The following is a 16,350-nucleotide window of genomic DNA, read 5'->3' as shown; positions in this document are numbered from 1 at the left end:
GGAGATGCGATATCTGACCGACCGCAAACGCGCGCAGGGCCTGGGCGCAGGGAAATCGGGAACACAAACCCATTGGCGTACCATGGTGCGCGCGATGATCCTGACCGTGCTGGTTCCCATATTTATCATCACCTTCGGACTGGGTCTCGGCGGCACGTATGAAGAGGTTCTGGCCTATTTCAGCCGTCCTTTCCCTGCGATTGTCACCGCCCTGACGCTAGTCGTGGGCCTGCAGCAGCTTATGTATGAGGCGCAGGAAACCATCGAAGACTATATCCATGGCATTCTTGAGAAAATCTCTCTCGTTGCGATGTGGGCGCTTGGTTACACGCTGATGGCTACGGGGCTGTTTGCCTTGGTCAAGCTGGCCCTGTGACGCGCGATAAGGAACAAGAACAATGACAGCAGCATATGAATATGAAACCCACGAATACGACGTGGTCGTCGTAGGTGCAGGTGGGGCCGGTCTGCGGGCGACATTGGGCATGGCCGAGCAGGGCCTACGTACAGCCTGTGTCACCAAAGTGTTCCCGACACGCTCACATACGGTTGCCGCGCAAGGTGGAATTGCCGCGTCCCTGTCCAACATGGGGCCTGACCATTGGCAATGGCACATGTACGACACCGTAAAGGGTTCGGACTGGCTGGGTGACACCGATGCGATGGAGTACCTTGCGCGCGAAGCTCCCAAGGCCGTTTACGAGCTGGAACACTACGGCGTACCCTTCAGCCGTACGGAAGAGGGTAAAATCTATCAACGCCCCTTCGGCGGTCACACCACCGAGTTTGGCGAAGGTCCCGCCGTGCAGCGCACCTGTGCAGCCGCAGACCGGACCGGTCACGCGATCCTGCATACGCTTTATGGACAATCGCTGAAAAACAACGCTGAATTCTACATCGAATATTTCGCCATTGACCTGATCATGTCCGAGGACGGGCAGTGTCAGGGCGTCGTCTGCTGGAAGCTGGACGACGGCACGATGCATGTCTTCAACGCCAAGATGGTTGTACTGGCGACCGGCGGTTACGGTCGTGCATATTTTAGCGCCACCTCGGCCCATACCTGCACCGGCGATGGCGGCGGCATGGTGGCGCGTGCCGGTCTGGCGCTTCAGGATATGGAGTTCGTTCAGTTTCACCCGACTGGAATCTACGGCTCGGGTTGCCTTATCACCGAGGGTGCTCGGGGTGAGGGCGGTTACCTGACCAACTCTGAAGGTGAGCGTTTCATGGAGCGCTATGCGCCCCAGTATAAGGACTTGGCGCCGCGCGACTATGTCTCGCGTTCGATGACGATGGAGATCCGCGAAGGTCGTGGTCACGGCGACGACGGGGACCACATCCACCTGAACCTCAGCCACTTGCCAGCCGAGGCGCTGGCGGAACGGCTGCCTGGAATCTCGGAATCGGCGCGTGTCTTTGCTGGTGTTGACGTTACCAAGGAACCCATCCCGGTTCTGCCGACCGTGCACTACAATATGGGCGGTATTCCGACGAATTATTGGGGTGAGGTTCTCAACCCAACTGCAGACAACCCAACCGCAGTTGTTCCCGGCCTTATGGCAGTGGGCGAAGCGGGTTGTGCTTCGGTCCACGGTGCCAACCGTCTGGGCTCTAACTCTCTGATCGATTTGGTCGTCTTTGGTCGCGCGGCGGCCATCCGGGCCGGTAAAGTAGTGGACGCAGACGCGCCGAACCCTGTGCTGAATCAGGCATCGGTTGACAAGGCATTTGATCGGTTTGACGCCGTACGGAACGCCTCGGGCGCAGTCCCGACCGCTGACCTGCGGCTTGAGATGCAAAAGACCATGCAGCAGGACGCGGCTGTGTTCCGGACCGCCAAGACCATGGCGGAGGGCGTCGAAAAGATGACAGCGATCGCGGCTAAGATGGACGATCTGAAGGTTTCGGACCGATCGCTGGTTTGGAATAGTGACCTGATGGAGTCACTGGAACTGACCAACCTGATGCCGAGCGCTCTGGCCACCATCGTGGGTGCCGAAGCACGCAAAGAGTCCCGTGGCGCACATGCGCATGAGGATTTCGCAGAGCGCGACGATGAGAACTGGCGTGTCCACACCGTCAGCCGGGTCGAGGGTAACAAGGTTGAACTCAGCTACCGTCCGGTGATCGTTGATCCTCTGACCAACGAGGATCAGGGCGGCATCAGCCTCAAGAAAATCGCGCCTAAAGCGCGGACTTTCTAAGTAGGAGCAACCATCAGGCAATGAGGTGCAAGCGCCACATACCCACCGACGCGACAAACGCCCCTTTCGGGCGCGGTGAGGGGTGCTTGCCATGACGGTTGAACAGCTGCCCTCGGGTCCGCGGGCCCCCAAGATCATCCTGATCGGTCTGAACCGCTGCGCCACCACGTCGCTGCACAAGCTGTTTCAGAACAGCGGCATCGCGTCGGTGCATTGGGTGGACAATCAGGGGGATAATCTGGCCCAAAAAATGGTGACGAATATCGCCATGGGTCGGAAACCACTGGATGGTTTCGGCCCGGTCCGGGCCTTTACTGACATTGCCTTTGTGAATGCACGGTTCATGCTGGATGGCACGCGGTTCTTCCGCGATTTGCACGCGGCGTATCCGGATGCCTATTTCCTGCTGAACACGCGCGATCGCGAGGATTGGATTTCCTCACGCGCGCTGCACAGCAATGGCGGCTATCTCGAACGCTGCTGCAAGGCCAACGGGATGGGCGCAGACGAGGTGAAACAGGGCTGGCGCCGGATGTATGACGTACACCACGACGAGGTGCAGGCCCATTTCGACGGGAACCCAAGGTTCCTGCGCTTTGATATCGACCGCGACGACCCTCAGGCGATTGCCGACTGGTTATCTGCGGATTTTGACGTGAACACTGCCCATTGGGGGCGCTACAATCGAGGCGCGACCGATCGCGCCCGGACAGGCTGAATGGAGAATTGACATGGTTCAACTGACCCTGCCCAAGAATTCCCGGACCACCACCGGTAAGACATGGCCCAAACCGGACGGCGCGAAGAACCTGCGCAAGTTCCAGATCTATCGCTGGAACCCCGATGACGGCCAGAACCCGCGTGTCGACACGTATTTCGTCGATATGGACACCTGCGGTCCGATGATTTTGGACGCGCTGATCAAGATCAAGAACGAGATTGATCCGACCCTGACCTTCCGCCGTTCGTGCCGCGAGGGGATCTGTGGCTCCTGCGCGATGAATATCGACGGGATCAACACGCTGGCCTGTATCTACGGCATGGATGAGATCAAGGGCGACGTGAAGATCTATCCGCTGCCGCATATGCCTGTAGTCAAGGACCTGATCCCCGACCTGACACATTTCTACGCGCAGCACGCCAGCATTATGCCGTGGCTGGAAACCAAGACAAACCGCCCCGCTAAAGAGTGGAAGCAGTCCATTGAAGACCGCAAGAAGCTGGACGGCTTGTATGAATGCGTAATGTGCGCCAGCTGCTCGACCTCGTGCCCCAGCTACTGGTGGAACGGCGACCGCTATCTTGGCCCCGCAGCTTTGCTGCATGCCTACCGCTGGATCATCGACAGCCGTGATGAAGCCACGGGCGAGCGTCTGGATGAGCTAGAAGATCCCTTCAAGCTGTATCGCTGCCACACGATCATGAACTGCGCCAAGACCTGCCCGAAGGGTCTGAACCCGGCAGCAGCGATCGCGCAGATCAAGAAGATGATGGTCGAACGCTCTGTCTGATCGACCGATGCGCTTGCCGTGCTGCGGCAAGCGCATGCCCCCTTTGCAAAAACGTCCGATGTCGTCGGTCCACCGACGCCGTATATTTGCGGAAGGGAGGAGTGATGAAATCAGGATCACTCCGATGAGTACACAAGCAAACACACCGAAAACCGACGCCAAGGAAGCTCTGACCTTGTTGGAGCAAGCTTGGGCGTATTACACGCCAGAACCGGTTGGCGCGCACGATCAACGAGAGCCTGAGTTGTTCGAATACGCCAACGCGGCGTGACACCGGCCTTGCCATTTGCGGCTGGAACGGGCCAAACAGATTTATGCCTGTTCTTCTGCTTCTTCTGGCCGCTGGGGTTTTCGCCTATTTCTTCTGGCGGTCCCGCACGTCTTCGCTGACACGCGACTGTCGCTGGCGATTGCATCGTGACGAAGATCTGTGGGTTTGTGCCTATTGCGGCGCGCGATCCGACGGTTCAGATCGTCCTTCGAAATGTCTGCGGCAATCAATCGGCAAATAGAAATCGGGCCGAGACATCCTCGGCCCGTTTCACTCTATGCTGCGTCCGGGAAGGCCGCTTGCAGTGCGATCTCGACCATGTCGCCAAAGCTGCGCTCCCGCTCAGATGAGGGCAGGGCCTCGCCCGTTAGCAGGTGATCCGAGACGGTTAGAACCGCAAGTGCCCGGCATTTGTGTCTGGCGGCTAGGATATACAGCTCGGCCGCTTCCATCTCGACCCCCAGAATGCCGTGACGCACCATCTGTTCGTTCAGATCGGGGCGCTCATCATAGAACACATCCGACGAATAGATCCCGCCCACATGGGTCGGTGTTCCCTTGGCTGCCGCCGCTTTGGCCGCGGCCTGCAACAGACCCCAATCGGCGCAGGGGGCGAAGTTCAGCTCCTTCATGATGCCTCGGGACGGAGTGCTGAGCGTGGTCGATGTCATGGCCAGAATAACATCGCGGACATTGACGCTGTCCTGCATACCACCGCAGGAGCCAATGCGGATCAGTGTCTTTGCGCCGAAATCCCGGATCAATTCGTTCACGTAAATGGAAAGTGAGGGCATCCCCATGCCGCTGCCCTGAATGGTGACAGGGTTCCCTTTCCACGTACCGGTAAACCCTAGCATGCCGCGCACGTCATTGACCAACCTAACGTCATCCAAAAACGTTTCCGCCGCCCATTTCGCCCGATAGGGATCTCCGGGCAAAAGAACGGTTTCTGCGATATCGCCTTTTTCTGCGCCAATGTGGATTGTCATTTCTGAAACGACCTCAAAATCAGATTTCCAATTCGGCGATATCGGTGCCGGAATTCAGCGCGTCATGTACCCATTGAGGTTTGCGACCACGGCCGGTCCAGGTTTGCTCCGGGGCGTTTGGGTTGCGGTATTTCGCTTTTGATTTCTGGGGCTTGGTGCCTCTTGGCGCGGTGTCCGAAAGCTCGGACAATGAAAACCCGAATTCGGCTGCGGCTTTTTCGGCGGCTTCCAGAGCGGCCTTGCGCTCGCGCTTTTCAGCATTTACCAGGGCTTTATCAATATCGTTGCGCAATTGCAGAAGTTCATTGCGCGACATGTTTTCAAGCTCATGTCCCATTATTTTTTTCCTCTTTCAGACGTTAGAGATTGCAAGTCCAATAGTTGCAGAAATTTCACACGCCGATATAGGCTATTCCCGTCATTTCGGGAATAGCAATAAAGAGTTTTTCAAAATGGGCCGTTATTCGGCGGCGATTTCCTGTGGGTCCACCAGCGCGACGATGTCGCCCATGATTGCGTTCAACTCGAAATTCTTGGGCGTGTAAATTCTGGCAACGCCCATTTTCTTCAAAGCGTCTGCGTCATCGTCTGGAATAATCCCGCCAACAATGACAGGCACGTGCGACAGGCCTGCCTGTTTCAGGCGGGTCATTACGTCTTCAACCAAGGGCAGATGACTGCCAGACAGGATCGACAAGCCGATTACATGGGCATTGTCTTCGGACGCGGCTGAGACGATTTCTTCTGGCGTCAGACGAATGCCCTCATAGCTGATGTCCATGCCGCAATCGCGGGCGCGGAAGGCGATCTGTTCGGCGCCGTTCGAATGGCCATCCAAACCCGGCTTGCCGACCAGGAATTTCAAACGACGCCCGAGCCGGTCACTAGCTGCATCGACCGAGGCGCGCAGATCCTCCAACCCTTCGGTCTTGTTTGAGACCGAGCCGGACACGCCGGTTGGGCCACGGTAGGTGCCGTAGACCTTGCGCATTTCCTCGGCCCACTCACCCGTGGTAGCACCGGCCTTGGCCGCAGCAATCGAGGGCTCCATGACATTCGCGCCAGTTTGCGCCGCCTCGCGCAGCGCAGCCAGAGCCGCCGCTACGGCCACGTCATCACGTTCGGCCCGCCAGTCGTTCAGACGATTGATCTGCTCCTGCTCGACCGCAGGGTCCACAACCATGATGCCGCCATCCTCGGTTTGCAGAGGCGAGGGCTCACCGTCGACCCATTTGTTCACGCCGACCACGATGGTCTCGTTCCGTTCAATACGGTTCAGGCGTTCGGCGTTGGAATCGACCAAACGGGACTTCATGTATTCGATCGAGGCTACGGCACCGCCCATGGAGTCGAGGTTGGCCAACTCGGCGCGCGCACCTTCTTTGAGGTCTTCGACCTTGGCATCAACCGCCGGGTTCCCGTCGAACAGGTCTCCGTATTCCAGCAGGTCCGTCTCGTAAGCCAGAATCTGCTGCATGCGCATCGACCACTGCTGGTCCCACGGGCGGGGCAGGCCCAAAGCCTCATTCCAGGCAGGCAACTGAACGGCGCGGGCGCGCGCTTTTTTCGATAGGGTCACGGCCAGCATCTCGATCAGGATGCGGTAGACGTTGTTTTCCGGCTGCTGTTCGGTCAGCCCAAGCGAGTTGACCTGAACGCCATAGCGAAATCTGCGGAACTTGGGGTTCTCGACACCGTAACGTTGTTGAAGGATTTCATCCCAAAGATCCACAAAGGCCCGCATTTTGCACATCTCAGTAACAAACCGAATGCCTGCATTCACGAAGAAGGAAATGCGCCCACACAGGGCGGGGAAGTCCTCGGCCGGGACGCGCGGGCGCAGTTCATCCAGCACCGCGATGGCCGTGGCGAGCGCATAGGCCAGCTCCTGTTCGGGCGTCGCGCCGGCCTCTTGCAGGTGATAGGAACACACGTTCATCGGGTTCCATTTCGGCACGTTGGTATAGCAATACTCGGCCACATCCGCGATCATCTTTAGCGACGGCTTGGGCGGACAGACATAAGTGCCGCGGCTGAGATATTCCTTGATCAGGTCATTCTGAACGGTGCCCTGCAGCTTTGAGACATCCGCGCCCTGTTCCTCGGCCACGGCGATGTAAAGCGCCAGCAGCCACGGGGCTGTCGCGTTGATCGTCATCGAGGTGTTCATCTGCTCAAGCGGAATCTGATCAAACAGGACCCGCATGTCGCCCAGATGGCAGATCGGCACACCCACTTTGCCGACCTCACCCCGCGCCAGTGTGTGGTCGCTGTCATAGCCAGTTTGAGTCGGCAGATCGAATGCCACCGACAGGCCAGTCTGACCTTTGGCCAAATTGCCGCGATACAGCGCGTTCGAGGCTTTGGCGGTGGAATGACCGGCATAGGTTCGGATCAGCCAGGGGCGGTCTTTCTGCATCTGCGTCATGGGCGGGCCTCGTGTTTCGGTGAGCAACAAAATTACGTCTACGGGTTCTAAATCGCAATTTTCAGGCATTGTCAATTCGCTGCGTTGCGGCATACGCGAAATGTCTAGATTGTGAGCCGTCTCGTTTGGTGGCAGTGTGGCCCGATGTTGAGAACCGTGGAACTTCCGCTGTGGCTATTCCTGTTGATCGTGGTCTTTGCCATGGTCACTTTTGCCTCGCATTTTCTGTTCCCGTCTGTCCGCTGGTTCTTTCGCCGCAGGCTTGAGAGAGCGGTCTCTCGGTTGAACCAGCGCCTGCAGCGGCCGATCCAGCCGTTCAAGCTGGCGCGGCGGCACGACATGATTCAACGGCTCATCTATGATCCTCAGGTCGGGCAAGCAGTGCAGCAGCACGCCCACGAAGAAGGTATCCCCGAAGCCGTTGCGTTCGAACAAGCGCGCCGATACGCGCGTGAGATCGTGCCCTCCTTTTCGGCTTTTGCCTATTTCAGCTTCGCCATTCGTCTGTCCCGGTTGCTGAGCAACGCGTTCTACAACGTGCATCTCAGTTACAAAGATGAAAGCGCGATCAAGGATATCGACCCCGAGGCGACGGTTGTCTTTGTGATGAACCATCGCAGCAATATGGACTATGTTCTGGTCACTTATCTGGCGGCGCAGCAATCCGCCCTGTCCTATGCCGTGGGCGAATGGGCCCGGGTCTGGCCGCTCAGCCGGTTGATCCGGGCGATGGGCGCGTATTTCATCCGTCGCAAATCGGGCAGTGAATTATATCGCCAGGTTCTGGCCAGCTACGTAAGACACGCGACCGAAGCAGGTGTAACGCAAGCGATGTTCCCCGAAGGCGGGCTCAGCCTGACCGGCGCTTTAGGGCGCCCCAAGCTGGGTTTGTTGAAATATATTATCGACGGCACCTCGCCTGAGGGGCGCGATGTGGTGTTTGTGCCGGTGGCGCTGAACTATGACCGCGTACTTGAGGACACGATTCTGACGCGCGCCGCCCTCGGAACTGATCGACGTTTTCGTGCGCGGATCGGGGTGATCACAAGCTGGGTTCTCAAGCAAATCTGGCGTCGGTTGATCGGTCGCTACAAGCGGTTCGGACTGGCCGCGGTTCGGTATGGTGAGCCGATATCGCTGAAAGACTTCGAGGCACGGGCAGGGGATGACGTGATGACTGACCTCGCGCGTGCGTTGATGAAACGGATTGGCGCGGCGATTCCCTTGGTGCCGGGACCGGCAGCCTGCTGGCTGCTGCGCGAGAATGGCCCTATGCCCGAACAAGAGGTGCGGAGTCGTATCCGTGCCCTCATGGAAGCCGATGGTCTGGCGCTGGCGGAATCAGAGGACGCCATCACCAGCGCTGTGGATCAAATGGTCGAACGGCGCATTCTGACCCTTGAAGACGGGGTTTTGAATCTGTCCGGGCAGCGCGAGGATCTTATGCAATACTACGCAGAGTCAGTGCCCGAACATGTGAAATCCGCCAATGCTGCGATCGCGAAAGATGTTTCTGCACCCGCTGGGTCATAAAATTACAAAAATAGATCGAAGATGGTTGCAATATTGCGCAACCCCTCCTATCCCTCTGTAGGAGAGGCGGCGATTCTGCGCCGCGGCAAAGATATTGAAAAGGAGGCCAGCATGGCTTTGGACACCGAAAGCGGTATCGCGTCGTACGAGGCACCCGAAAAGGACCTCTATGAAATGGGGGAAATCCCTCCGATGGGGTTTGTACCCAAGCAGATGTACGCCTGGGCGATCCGCAAAGAGCGTCACGGAGAACCAAATACTGCGATGCAGCAGGAAGTGGTCGATGTTCCCGAGCTGGACAGCAACGAGGTTCTGGTCCTCGTTATGGCGGCGGGCGTCAACTATAATGGCGTCTGGGCTGCTCTGGGCCAGCCGATCAGCCCGTTTGATGGCCACAAAGCCCCCTATCATATCGCTGGTTCGGATGCGTCGGGCATCGTTTGGGCCGTGGGTGACAAGGTCAAGCGCTGGAAGGTTGGTGATGAGGTGGTGATCCACTGCAACCAGGACGATGGCGACGATGAGGAATGCAACGGCGGCGATCCGATGTATTCACCCAGCCAGCGCATCTGGGGCTATGAGACCCCAGACGGGTCGTTCAGCCAATTCACCCGCGTGCAGGCACAACAGCTGATGCCGCGTCCCAAGCACCTGACCTGGGAGCAGGCGGCGTGCTATACCCTGACGCTCGCTACGGCCTACCGGATGCTGTTCGGGCACGAGCCCCATGACCTGAAGCCCGGCCAGAACGTTCTGGTCTGGGGTGCCTCGGGTGGTTTGGGCTCTTACGCGATCCAGTTGATTAACACGGCCGGTGCAAATGCGATCGGTGTGATCTCGGACGAAAGCAAACGGGATTTCGTGATGGGGTTGGGCGCCAAAGGCGTTCTGAACCGCAAGGACTTCAACTGCTGGGGTCAACTGCCCACGGTCAACACACCCGAATACGCCGAGTGGTTCAAAGAGGCTCGCAAGTTCGGCAAGGCGATCTGGGATATCACCGGTAAAGGCAACAACGTTGATATGGTGTTTGAACACCCCGGCGAAAGCACCTTCCCAGTGTCGACCTTCGTGGTGAAAAAGGGCGGTATGGTCGTGATTTGTGCTGGCACCACCGGGTTTAACTGTACCTTTGACGTGCGCTACATGTGGATGCACCAAAAGCGCCTGCAGGGTTCGCATTTTGCGCATCTGAAGCAAGCGGCAGCCGCCAACAAGCTGATGGTCGAACGCCGTCTGGACCCCTGCATGTCGGAAGTTTTCGCGTGGAACGATCTGCCCGAGGCGCATATGAAAATGCTGCGCAACGAGCACAAGCCAGGGAACATGTCGGTTCTGGTTCAGGCCCCGCGCACCGGCCTGCGCACTTTGGAAGAGGTTCTGGACGCGCGGCCCTAAGCCTATCCTGAAATAGACAAAAAGCACCCGCGAATCGGCCATCCGATACGCGGGTGTTTTGCCGTCTTGGAGGGCCCTTTTTTGTTTCAACAGTTTGGAATTTTGACCCTCACTATTTTTGGGGAGTAGAAACCGGTGAATAGGTCAAAAAGATCGCACATGTTATGGTTGTGTTAACACTTCGTTAACTGTTTCAGAGAGACCCTTATGGCGCAAAATGAGTGGATATTGGACGTATTGTCGGACCTCAACGCGTTCGCTGTTGCGAATGGGTTGACTGCCTTGGCCGAACAGCTGGACGACACCAAGCTGATTGCCGCAGCCGAAATCGCGTCCATGACAGATAAGGCACGGGCGCCCGCGGATGGGAACAGAACTCGATTTGGGTCAGATCCTGAAGGATTTGGAAAACACCAGCACGCTTGATGAGCTTGGCTCGGTCGCCATTCGCCTGCGCGACTGTCTGAAAGTCGAACATCTGACATATCATTGGGTGGATGCCGCCGGAGATCAGTACGGCTATACCACCTATTCCGATGCCTGGGATGAACGGTATCGCGAAAAAAACTATCACCGCATCGACCCTGTGATACTGGGGTGTTTCCAACGATTTCAACCGGTTGATTGGAAATCGCTGGACTGGTCCGGCAAGGTGTCCAAAGCGTTTCTTAAGGATGCATTGGAACATGGGGTGGGCAATCAGGGTTATTCGATCCCGATCCGAGGGCCGAACGGGCAGTTTGCGCTGTTCACCGTCAATCACAGTTGTGACGACGACACTTTGCAGGATTTCATCTCGACCTTTGGCCGCGAATTGATTCTCGTGGCGCATTACATCAACCGCAAAGCACTGGAGTTTGAAAAGGACAGGCAGCCTGAAGCGACCCGAGGTCTGTCTCCGCGTGAAATTGATGCGATGACGTTGCTTGCGCAGGGCTTCAGCCGCGCGCAGGTCGCGCATTCCCTGTCGATCTCGGAACACACGCTTAGGGTCTACATTGAAAGCGCGCGCTCGAAACTGGGCGCGCAAAACACGACACACGCGATCGCGACCGCGCTCAGCCGTGGGTTAATAGTCGTTTAAGCAACGTACGGCCTTAGAACAGTAAATTAACCACGACTTCGTACCCCTTTCGTTCCTGCACAGGACGACAAGGGGAATTAGTCATGTTGCGTTATTTGTATGCTGATGAGCTGCATAAATTTCCAGCTTTGGCCAACGGGATGTTTCGCGATCGCGCGGATCAGTTCAAAACCCGGCTGGGATGGGACGTTTACGTCAATGAAAAAGGAGAAGAGCGGGATCAATACGATGATCTAAACCCGCTCTATGTGATTTGGGAGGAGCCGGATGGCAGCCATGGAGGCTCAATGCGGGTTCTGCCGACCACGGGCCCGGTCATGGTGAACGAGGTGTTCGGGCCTCTCAACGAAGGCGAGCCAATTTGCAGCCCTCTGATCTGGGAGGTCACGCGCTTTTGCCTGTCGCGTACAGCCAGCCCCCATACGGCTGGGGCTATCATGCTGAGCGGCGGCGAAATGATGGAGGGGTTCGGTCTGACTCATATCGCCGGCGTCTTTGATGCGCGGATGATCCGGATCTACCGCCTGATTGGGTCGTCGCCAATTGTGTTAGGGTCCGAAGGGAAAGGGCGCGATCAAATCTCGGTTGGTTTGTGGCCGTATTCCGCGGATGATTGCAACCGCGTGGCGGATCGGGCGGGCATCCCGCGCGAGCTTTCGCGCCTGTGGTTCAGAACCGCGTTCGGCCCAGCCAAACAGCACCGGTTTGCGCTGTCGGCCTAGGGTCCTGAAAACCCAAATCCGTATCTGGTGAAGGGTGGCGCGGCCCTGTAGGGTCGCGCCATGTCTTTGCCCAATGTGACCTTCTCAGAAGACCAGGCCGCCGCCTATGACAGCATCGCCGAGATGCTGCGCTCTGCCGGGGTGGACCTTGAAGATGATGCGCTACTGAAACTGCCGGGGAACGGTGAATCGGGCGTTATGGCCGTGATCGGCAAAGCTGGTTCGGGCAAGACCCTTTTGCTGGCGGAACTGTATAAGGCGCTGGCCGAGACGGGCGTTCACATCGTCTCAGGCGACTATGAAAGCCGCAAGTCTCGCGACAAGCGCAGCCTGGCGATTCTGGCCCCCACTAACAAGGCCGCCAGCGTTTTGCGCCTGCGGGGGGTGCCCGCGACGACCATCCATCGCATTCTCTATACCCCCGTCTACGACCCTGAATATGAACGCATCGCCGAGTGGCTTGAGGGTAATGACGAACGGCCCGAGATCGAAGGCCTGACGGATGAGGCGCTGGATCGGGCCGCTGCCTTCTATCAGAACAACAAGTCGATCCCCGGTGCTCTGGCCGCCGCCGGTTTGCGCGGGTCGGATTTCATTACCGGCTGGAAGCGCCGGGAAGAGCCGCTGGACATCGGCTTTGTCGACGAAGCCTCGATGCTGGATGATCGCCAGTTTGATGATCTGAAGGAGATCTTTCCAACGTTGCTGCTGTTCGGCGATCCGGCGCAGCTGGCGCCGGTGAACCAATCCGGCAACATGGTGTTCGAAACCCTGCCCGAGCCGCGCAAGCTGACCCTGCATCGCATCCACCGTCAGGATGCCGACAATCCCATCCTCGATCTGGCTCATGCGCTTGCTGACCCTGCCATGGGCTTTGAGGATTTCGAGCGTCTGGTCGAAGACACCGCGCGTCGCGATGACCGTGTGGTCTGGGGGCAGCGGGTCGAGGTTGATCTGATGGCCCGCAGCCCGGTTCTGGTTTGGCGCAACGCAACGCGCATCCGTCTGATCCAGGCCTTCCGGCAGGTCCATGGCGCGCCCGAAACGGAGCTGCTGGAAGGTGAGCCGCTGATCTGCGACGGGATTGAGCTGCCTCTGAAACACCGCAAGAAACGGCTGGATCTTGAGGCGCGCGGTCTGATCAAGGGTGCTCAGGTGGTTTATCTGGGGCCGGGGCGAAAACCCGGTTTCTCGCGCCTTCATGTCATGGGGGCCGAGGACCCTCAGGTCAGTGCGGCGTCGATTGTGCAGATCGAAAAGCCGGATGAGGAGGAACCGTTCATCCCCTATGCAGCGCGTATGGGCGCGACCTTTCTGCATGGAGCGGCGGTGACCATCCACAAGGCGCAGGGCTCGCAATGGGATACGGTGCAGGTCTTTGCGCCGGACATCTACGCCGCGGCCCGCATGGGCCGGACCGAGGCCGGACAGCCCTTGTGGAAACGACTGGCCTATGTTGCCATCACCCGCGCGCAGGAACGGTTGATCTGGGTGGTGCGCAATCGGTTGTCCAAACCCACCCATCCTCTGCGCGTCGATGATCTGCGCGCCATACCGGCGGCGACCCTGACACTGGAGGCTGAAGAGACATGAAATCCATCCTCATAACCGGCGCGAGTTCCGGCATCGGAAAGGCTACAGCTGAGCTGTTTCTGGCCGAGGGCTGGACCGTCGGCCTGCTGGCCCGCAGCGAAGACAAACTGGTGGAAATGGCCGAAGGGCATCGCAACGCCATCCCTCTGGTTGCGGATGTGACCGATCCGGTGGCGGTTGCGCGCGCCTTTCGGTCGTTCTCGAACAGGGCCGAGCGGCTGGACGTTCTGTTCAACAATGCAGGCATCTTCGCACCCGGCGGTACGATTGATGAAATCGCGCTGGAGGATTGGTACCAAAGCGTCAACGTCAACCTCAACGGCATGTTCCTGAGCGCGCGTGAGGCGTTTCGGATCATGCGTCATCAAACCCCGCAAGGCGGGCGCATCATCAACAATGGCTCAATCGCGGCGCATGTGCCGCGCCCGAACTCAGTGCATTACTCTGCAACGAAACATGCCATCACCGGACTGACACGCAGCCTGTCGCTGGACGGGCGTGATTTTGGCATTGCCTGTGGTCAAATCGACATTGGGAACGCCCGCACTCAGATGGTGCAGGGGCTGGTCGATGCTGCGATTGCCGACGGTGCGACGCCCGATCCGACCATGGATGTGGAAGACGCGGCCAAATCGGTGCTGCACATGGCAAATCTGCCGCCCGAGGCCAATGTGCAGTTCATGACCGTGATGGCCACGACCATGCCCTATATCGGCCGGGGCTGAGCGCTACTTTTCGCGGAGCAGACGGAAAGCCGTCGAGGCCCCCCAACCAGCGGCAATTGCGATAACCAGTGACATCAGCCCGTACCAAACGGGCTGTTCGCGGGACATGTTGTAGAGAAATCGCTCCAGCCCCACTTTGCGCACGTCGATGGTGGTTTCGTATTGCGACACCACATTGCCGCCCCGCGTCAGGAAGATGCGCGCGGCATAGTCGCCTTCGGTCAGGTCGGCGGGCATGTCGATGGAAGTACGGAACAGGGTTTGTTCATCCACAGCAACCGTGTTTTCGCGGATCGAATACAAGCTCTCGCTTTCGCGAATGCGTATCACGGCATCGGCAAAGTCCTGAGCGGCCTCGATATGCATGGCCGCCCCGACCGAGCGGATGGCCCGCTCTATGGAAACCCGATAGCGAAGATCCTCGGTATTGGTGAGGATTTCTTTGAATGGCCCGCTGGTGGCAACAGCATAGAAGCTGGGGGCCAGATCGACCTCGACGCTGTCGGAGTTCACCCAGATTCCCAGTTTACGTTCTTTGCGGCGCACGGTCAGAGGCTCGGATGGGCCCGCGACGGTGACGATCACCTCAAGCGGAGGGCCTTCGGGGATCGGGGCTTCGCGTTTGATGGCCCCGAAGATCAGAATCTCGGACCCGTCGAACGTTGCGGTAATAGCAACCCGGTCCTGGCTGAGGCCCAGGACCACCTGCTCTTCCGCGGCAGCCGCGGGCAGGCAGAACAGGCACAGGGCGGCGATCAATGAGCGGACCATAGTCAGTGCCCTCCGCTGGCGCCAAGCGAATACAGCTCGGACGGTTCCAGAAGCAGATCAAGCGCCAGCTTGCCGCAAACGACCAACACAAGCGCGGCAAGCAAAACCCGCAATTGCTCGGCTGGCATCCGGGCCCCGATCACGGTTCCGATCTGAGCCCCAATAACGCCGCCGACCAAAAGAAGCACGGCCAGAACCACGTCCACGGTGTAGTTCGTGGTGGCGTGCAGCATTGTCGTGAAGGCGGTGACGAAGATGATCTGGAACAGGGATGTCCCGACCACAACCTTGGTGGGCATGCCCAGCAGATAGATCATGGCAGGCACCATGATGAAGCCGCCGCCAACGCCCATGATCGCGGACAGAACGCCTACGCAGAGGCCGACCAGAACCGGAGGGATGACCGAGATATACAGGCCCGAGGTGCGAAAGCGCATCTTGAAGGGCATCGCATGGACCCAGCCGCGCTGACGACGCTTGGCAGGTGCCGCTCCCCCTTTCTTTGCTTTTCGCAAGGCGCGCAGGCTTTCGATGAACATCAGGCTGCCGATCACGCCAAGGAAGACGACGTAGCATAGTGTTACCAGCAGATCGACCTGACCCAGGCTCTTTAGGTAGTTGAACACGACAACGCCAAGTGCGGCCCCGATGAGGCCGCCTATCAAAAGCACTGTGCCCATCCTGAAATCGACCGTCCTTCGCCTGAAATGTGCCAGAACGCCCGAGAAGGACGAGGCCACGATCTGGTTGGCTTCGGTCGCGACGGCAACCGCCGGAGGGATGCCGATAAAGAACAGAAGCGGCGTCATAAGGAACCCACCGCCGACTCCGAACATGCCCGACAGAATGCCGACCATGCCTCCGAGCCCTAGCAATAGAAAGGCGTTTACGGAGACTTCGGCAATCGGAAGGTAAATTTGCATGGCATGCTCTAGTCGTATTGAGTTCGGCTGTGCAAAGCGGTGGACCCGCCGGCATCGGAAATGCGTGCAGCCTGAATATCGGGCGCTTCGGTCACAGGCCTACCACCCGTCTTTGGCAAATACGAGAGGAGGTTTGCACTCTTTTCTATCAGAGGAAACACGCACATACCCTCTTAGAGCGGTTGCGGCATGCAA

At 58.4% G+C, this 16,350-nt stretch carries 16 protein-coding genes; 11 read left to right on the top strand and 5 right to left on the bottom strand.

Annotation, left to right across the window (positions count from 1 at the left end):
- Positions 1–4: 4 nt before the first annotated feature.
- The 5 genes from ACP15L_RS11750 to ACP15L_RS11730 all read left to right on the top strand — a co-directional run bounded on the left by ACP15L_RS11750 (position 5) and on the right by ACP15L_RS11730 (position 3,989).
- Entirely contained in the window at positions 5–376 is a 372-nt protein-coding gene (locus ACP15L_RS11750) for a succinate dehydrogenase, hydrophobic membrane anchor protein (protein WP_425084299.1), read from the top strand.
- A 22-nt stretch (positions 377–398) separates the two neighbouring features.
- Positions 399–2,207 (top strand): succinate dehydrogenase flavoprotein subunit, encoded by a 1,809-nt coding sequence (gene sdhA / locus ACP15L_RS11745; RefSeq protein WP_170378956.1) that lies wholly within the window; start codon positions 399–401, stop codon positions 2,205–2,207.
- A 91-nt stretch (positions 2,208–2,298) separates the two neighbouring features.
- Positions 2,299–2,925, top strand: a complete 627-nt coding sequence (locus ACP15L_RS11740; RefSeq protein ID WP_425084298.1) for a sulfotransferase — start codon at positions 2,299–2,301, stop codon at positions 2,923–2,925.
- A gap of 13 nt (positions 2,926–2,938) precedes the next feature.
- Positions 2,939–3,718, top strand: coding sequence for a succinate dehydrogenase iron-sulfur subunit (locus ACP15L_RS11735; protein ID WP_425084297.1), 780 nt, complete (start codon positions 2,939–2,941; stop codon positions 3,716–3,718).
- Between the two features lie 124 nt (positions 3,719–3,842).
- Positions 3,843–3,989, top strand: a complete 147-nt coding sequence (locus ACP15L_RS11730) for a hypothetical protein (RefSeq protein ID WP_170468964.1) — start codon at positions 3,843–3,845, stop codon at positions 3,987–3,989.
- Between the two features lie 275 nt (positions 3,990–4,264).
- Here ACP15L_RS11730 and deoD read toward each other — a convergent pair whose 3' ends face one another.
- The 3 genes from deoD to ACP15L_RS11715 all read right to left on the bottom strand — a co-directional run bounded on the left by deoD (position 4,265) and on the right by ACP15L_RS11715 (position 7,406).
- The gene (gene deoD, locus ACP15L_RS11725) at positions 4,265–4,978 is read right to left on the bottom strand and encodes a purine-nucleoside phosphorylase (RefSeq protein ID WP_425084296.1); all 714 of its coding nucleotides are present in this window, start codon (positions 4,976–4,978) and stop codon (positions 4,265–4,267) included.
- Between the two features lie 19 nt (positions 4,979–4,997).
- Positions 4,998–5,315 (bottom strand): H-NS family nucleoid-associated regulatory protein, encoded by a 318-nt coding sequence (locus ACP15L_RS11720; RefSeq protein ID WP_425084295.1) that lies wholly within the window; start codon positions 5,313–5,315, stop codon positions 4,998–5,000.
- A 123-nt stretch (positions 5,316–5,438) separates the two neighbouring features.
- Complete coding sequence (locus ACP15L_RS11715) at positions 5,439–7,406, bottom strand: methylmalonyl-CoA mutase family protein (RefSeq protein WP_425084294.1); 1,968 nt, start codon at positions 7,404–7,406, stop codon at positions 5,439–5,441.
- A gap of 144 nt (positions 7,407–7,550) precedes the next feature.
- Here ACP15L_RS11715 and ACP15L_RS11710 point away from each other — a divergent pair, with 144 nt between their 5' ends.
- From ACP15L_RS11710 to ACP15L_RS11685, 6 genes are all read left to right on the top strand, one after another.
- Entirely contained in the window at positions 7,551–8,939 is a 1,389-nt protein-coding gene (locus tag ACP15L_RS11710; RefSeq protein ID WP_425084293.1) for a 1-acyl-sn-glycerol-3-phosphate acyltransferase, read from the top strand.
- A gap of 111 nt (positions 8,940–9,050) precedes the next feature.
- Positions 9,051–10,337, top strand: a complete 1,287-nt coding sequence (gene ccrA, locus ACP15L_RS11705; RefSeq protein WP_425084292.1) for a crotonyl-CoA carboxylase/reductase — start codon at positions 9,051–9,053, stop codon at positions 10,335–10,337.
- A 364-nt stretch (positions 10,338–10,701) separates the two neighbouring features.
- Positions 10,702–11,421, top strand: coding sequence for a helix-turn-helix transcriptional regulator (locus ACP15L_RS11700; RefSeq protein WP_425084291.1), 720 nt, complete (start codon positions 10,702–10,704; stop codon positions 11,419–11,421).
- Positions 11,422–11,504: 83 nt separating this feature from the next.
- A complete protein-coding gene (locus ACP15L_RS11695) occupies positions 11,505–12,143 on the top strand; it encodes an acyl-homoserine-lactone synthase (protein WP_425084290.1) in 639 nt (212 codons plus the stop codon).
- 60 nt (positions 12,144–12,203) lie between these two features.
- Positions 12,204–13,736 (top strand): ATP-dependent DNA helicase, encoded by a 1,533-nt coding sequence (locus ACP15L_RS11690; protein WP_425084289.1) that lies wholly within the window; start codon positions 12,204–12,206, stop codon positions 13,734–13,736.
- Positions 13,733–14,461, top strand: coding sequence for an SDR family oxidoreductase (locus ACP15L_RS11685; protein WP_425084288.1), 729 nt, complete (start codon positions 13,733–13,735; stop codon positions 14,459–14,461). The genes ACP15L_RS11690 and ACP15L_RS11685 overlap by 4 nt, the downstream gene beginning before the upstream one ends.
- Before the next feature lie 3 nt (positions 14,462–14,464).
- Here the strand turns inward: ACP15L_RS11685 and ACP15L_RS11680 are convergent, their stop codons facing one another.
- Together ACP15L_RS11680 and ACP15L_RS11675 are read right to left on the bottom strand one after the other, a co-directional pair.
- Positions 14,465–15,232 carry a TIGR02186 family protein gene (locus tag ACP15L_RS11680; protein WP_170378931.1) on the bottom strand — a complete coding sequence of 256 codons (768 nt, stop codon included), beginning with the start codon at positions 15,230–15,232 and terminating at the stop codon, positions 14,465–14,467.
- A 2-nt stretch (positions 15,233–15,234) separates the two neighbouring features.
- On the bottom strand, positions 15,235–16,155 hold the full coding sequence (locus tag ACP15L_RS11675) for a sulfite exporter TauE/SafE family protein (protein WP_170378929.1): 921 nt from the start codon (positions 16,153–16,155) through the stop codon (positions 15,235–15,237).
- Between the last annotated feature and the right edge of the window lie 195 nt (positions 16,156–16,350).

It is taken from the genome of Ruegeria profundi, assembly GCF_049800715.1.
GTDB classification, from domain to species: domain Bacteria; phylum Pseudomonadota; class Alphaproteobacteria; order Rhodobacterales; family Rhodobacteraceae; genus Ruegeria; species Ruegeria profundi_A.
This window is presented reverse-complemented; position numbering and strand designations above follow the sequence as displayed.

Excerpts from the sequence above, each read along its gene's own strand:
- ACP15L_RS11750 (WP_425084299.1), top strand. The coding sequence starts at position 5 with ATGCGATATCTGACCGACCGCAAACGCGCGCAGGGCCTGGGCGCAGGG.
- sdhA (WP_170378956.1), top strand. The coding sequence starts at position 399 with ATGACAGCAGCATATGAATATGAAACCCACGAATACGACGTGGTCGTC.
- ACP15L_RS11740 (WP_425084298.1), top strand. The coding sequence starts at position 2,299 with ATGACGGTTGAACAGCTGCCCTCGGGTCCGCGGGCCCCCAAGATCATC.
- ACP15L_RS11735 (WP_425084297.1), top strand. The coding sequence starts at position 2,939 with ATGGTTCAACTGACCCTGCCCAAGAATTCCCGGACCACCACCGGTAAG.
- ACP15L_RS11730 (WP_170468964.1), top strand. The coding sequence starts at position 3,843 with ATGAGTACACAAGCAAACACACCGAAAACCGACGCCAAGGAAGCTCTG.
- deoD (WP_425084296.1), bottom strand. The coding sequence starts at position 4,978 with ATGACAATCCACATTGGCGCAGAAAAAGGCGATATCGCAGAAACCGTT.
- ACP15L_RS11720 (WP_425084295.1), bottom strand. The coding sequence starts at position 5,315 with ATGGGACATGAGCTTGAAAACATGTCGCGCAATGAACTTCTGCAATTG.
- ACP15L_RS11715 (WP_425084294.1), bottom strand. The coding sequence starts at position 7,406 with ATGACGCAGATGCAGAAAGACCGCCCCTGGCTGATCCGAACCTATGCC.
- ACP15L_RS11710 (WP_425084293.1), top strand. The coding sequence starts at position 7,551 with ATGTTGAGAACCGTGGAACTTCCGCTGTGGCTATTCCTGTTGATCGTG.
- ccrA (WP_425084292.1), top strand. The coding sequence starts at position 9,051 with ATGGCTTTGGACACCGAAAGCGGTATCGCGTCGTACGAGGCACCCGAA.
- ACP15L_RS11700 (WP_425084291.1), top strand. The coding sequence starts at position 10,702 with ATGGGAACAGAACTCGATTTGGGTCAGATCCTGAAGGATTTGGAAAAC.
- ACP15L_RS11695 (WP_425084290.1), top strand. The coding sequence starts at position 11,505 with ATGTTGCGTTATTTGTATGCTGATGAGCTGCATAAATTTCCAGCTTTG.
- ACP15L_RS11690 (WP_425084289.1), top strand. The coding sequence starts at position 12,204 with ATGTCTTTGCCCAATGTGACCTTCTCAGAAGACCAGGCCGCCGCCTAT.
- ACP15L_RS11685 (WP_425084288.1), top strand. The coding sequence starts at position 13,733 with ATGAAATCCATCCTCATAACCGGCGCGAGTTCCGGCATCGGAAAGGCT.
- ACP15L_RS11680 (WP_170378931.1), bottom strand. The coding sequence starts at position 15,232 with ATGGTCCGCTCATTGATCGCCGCCCTGTGCCTGTTCTGCCTGCCCGCG.
- ACP15L_RS11675 (WP_170378929.1), bottom strand. The coding sequence starts at position 16,155 with ATGCAAATTTACCTTCCGATTGCCGAAGTCTCCGTAAACGCCTTTCTA.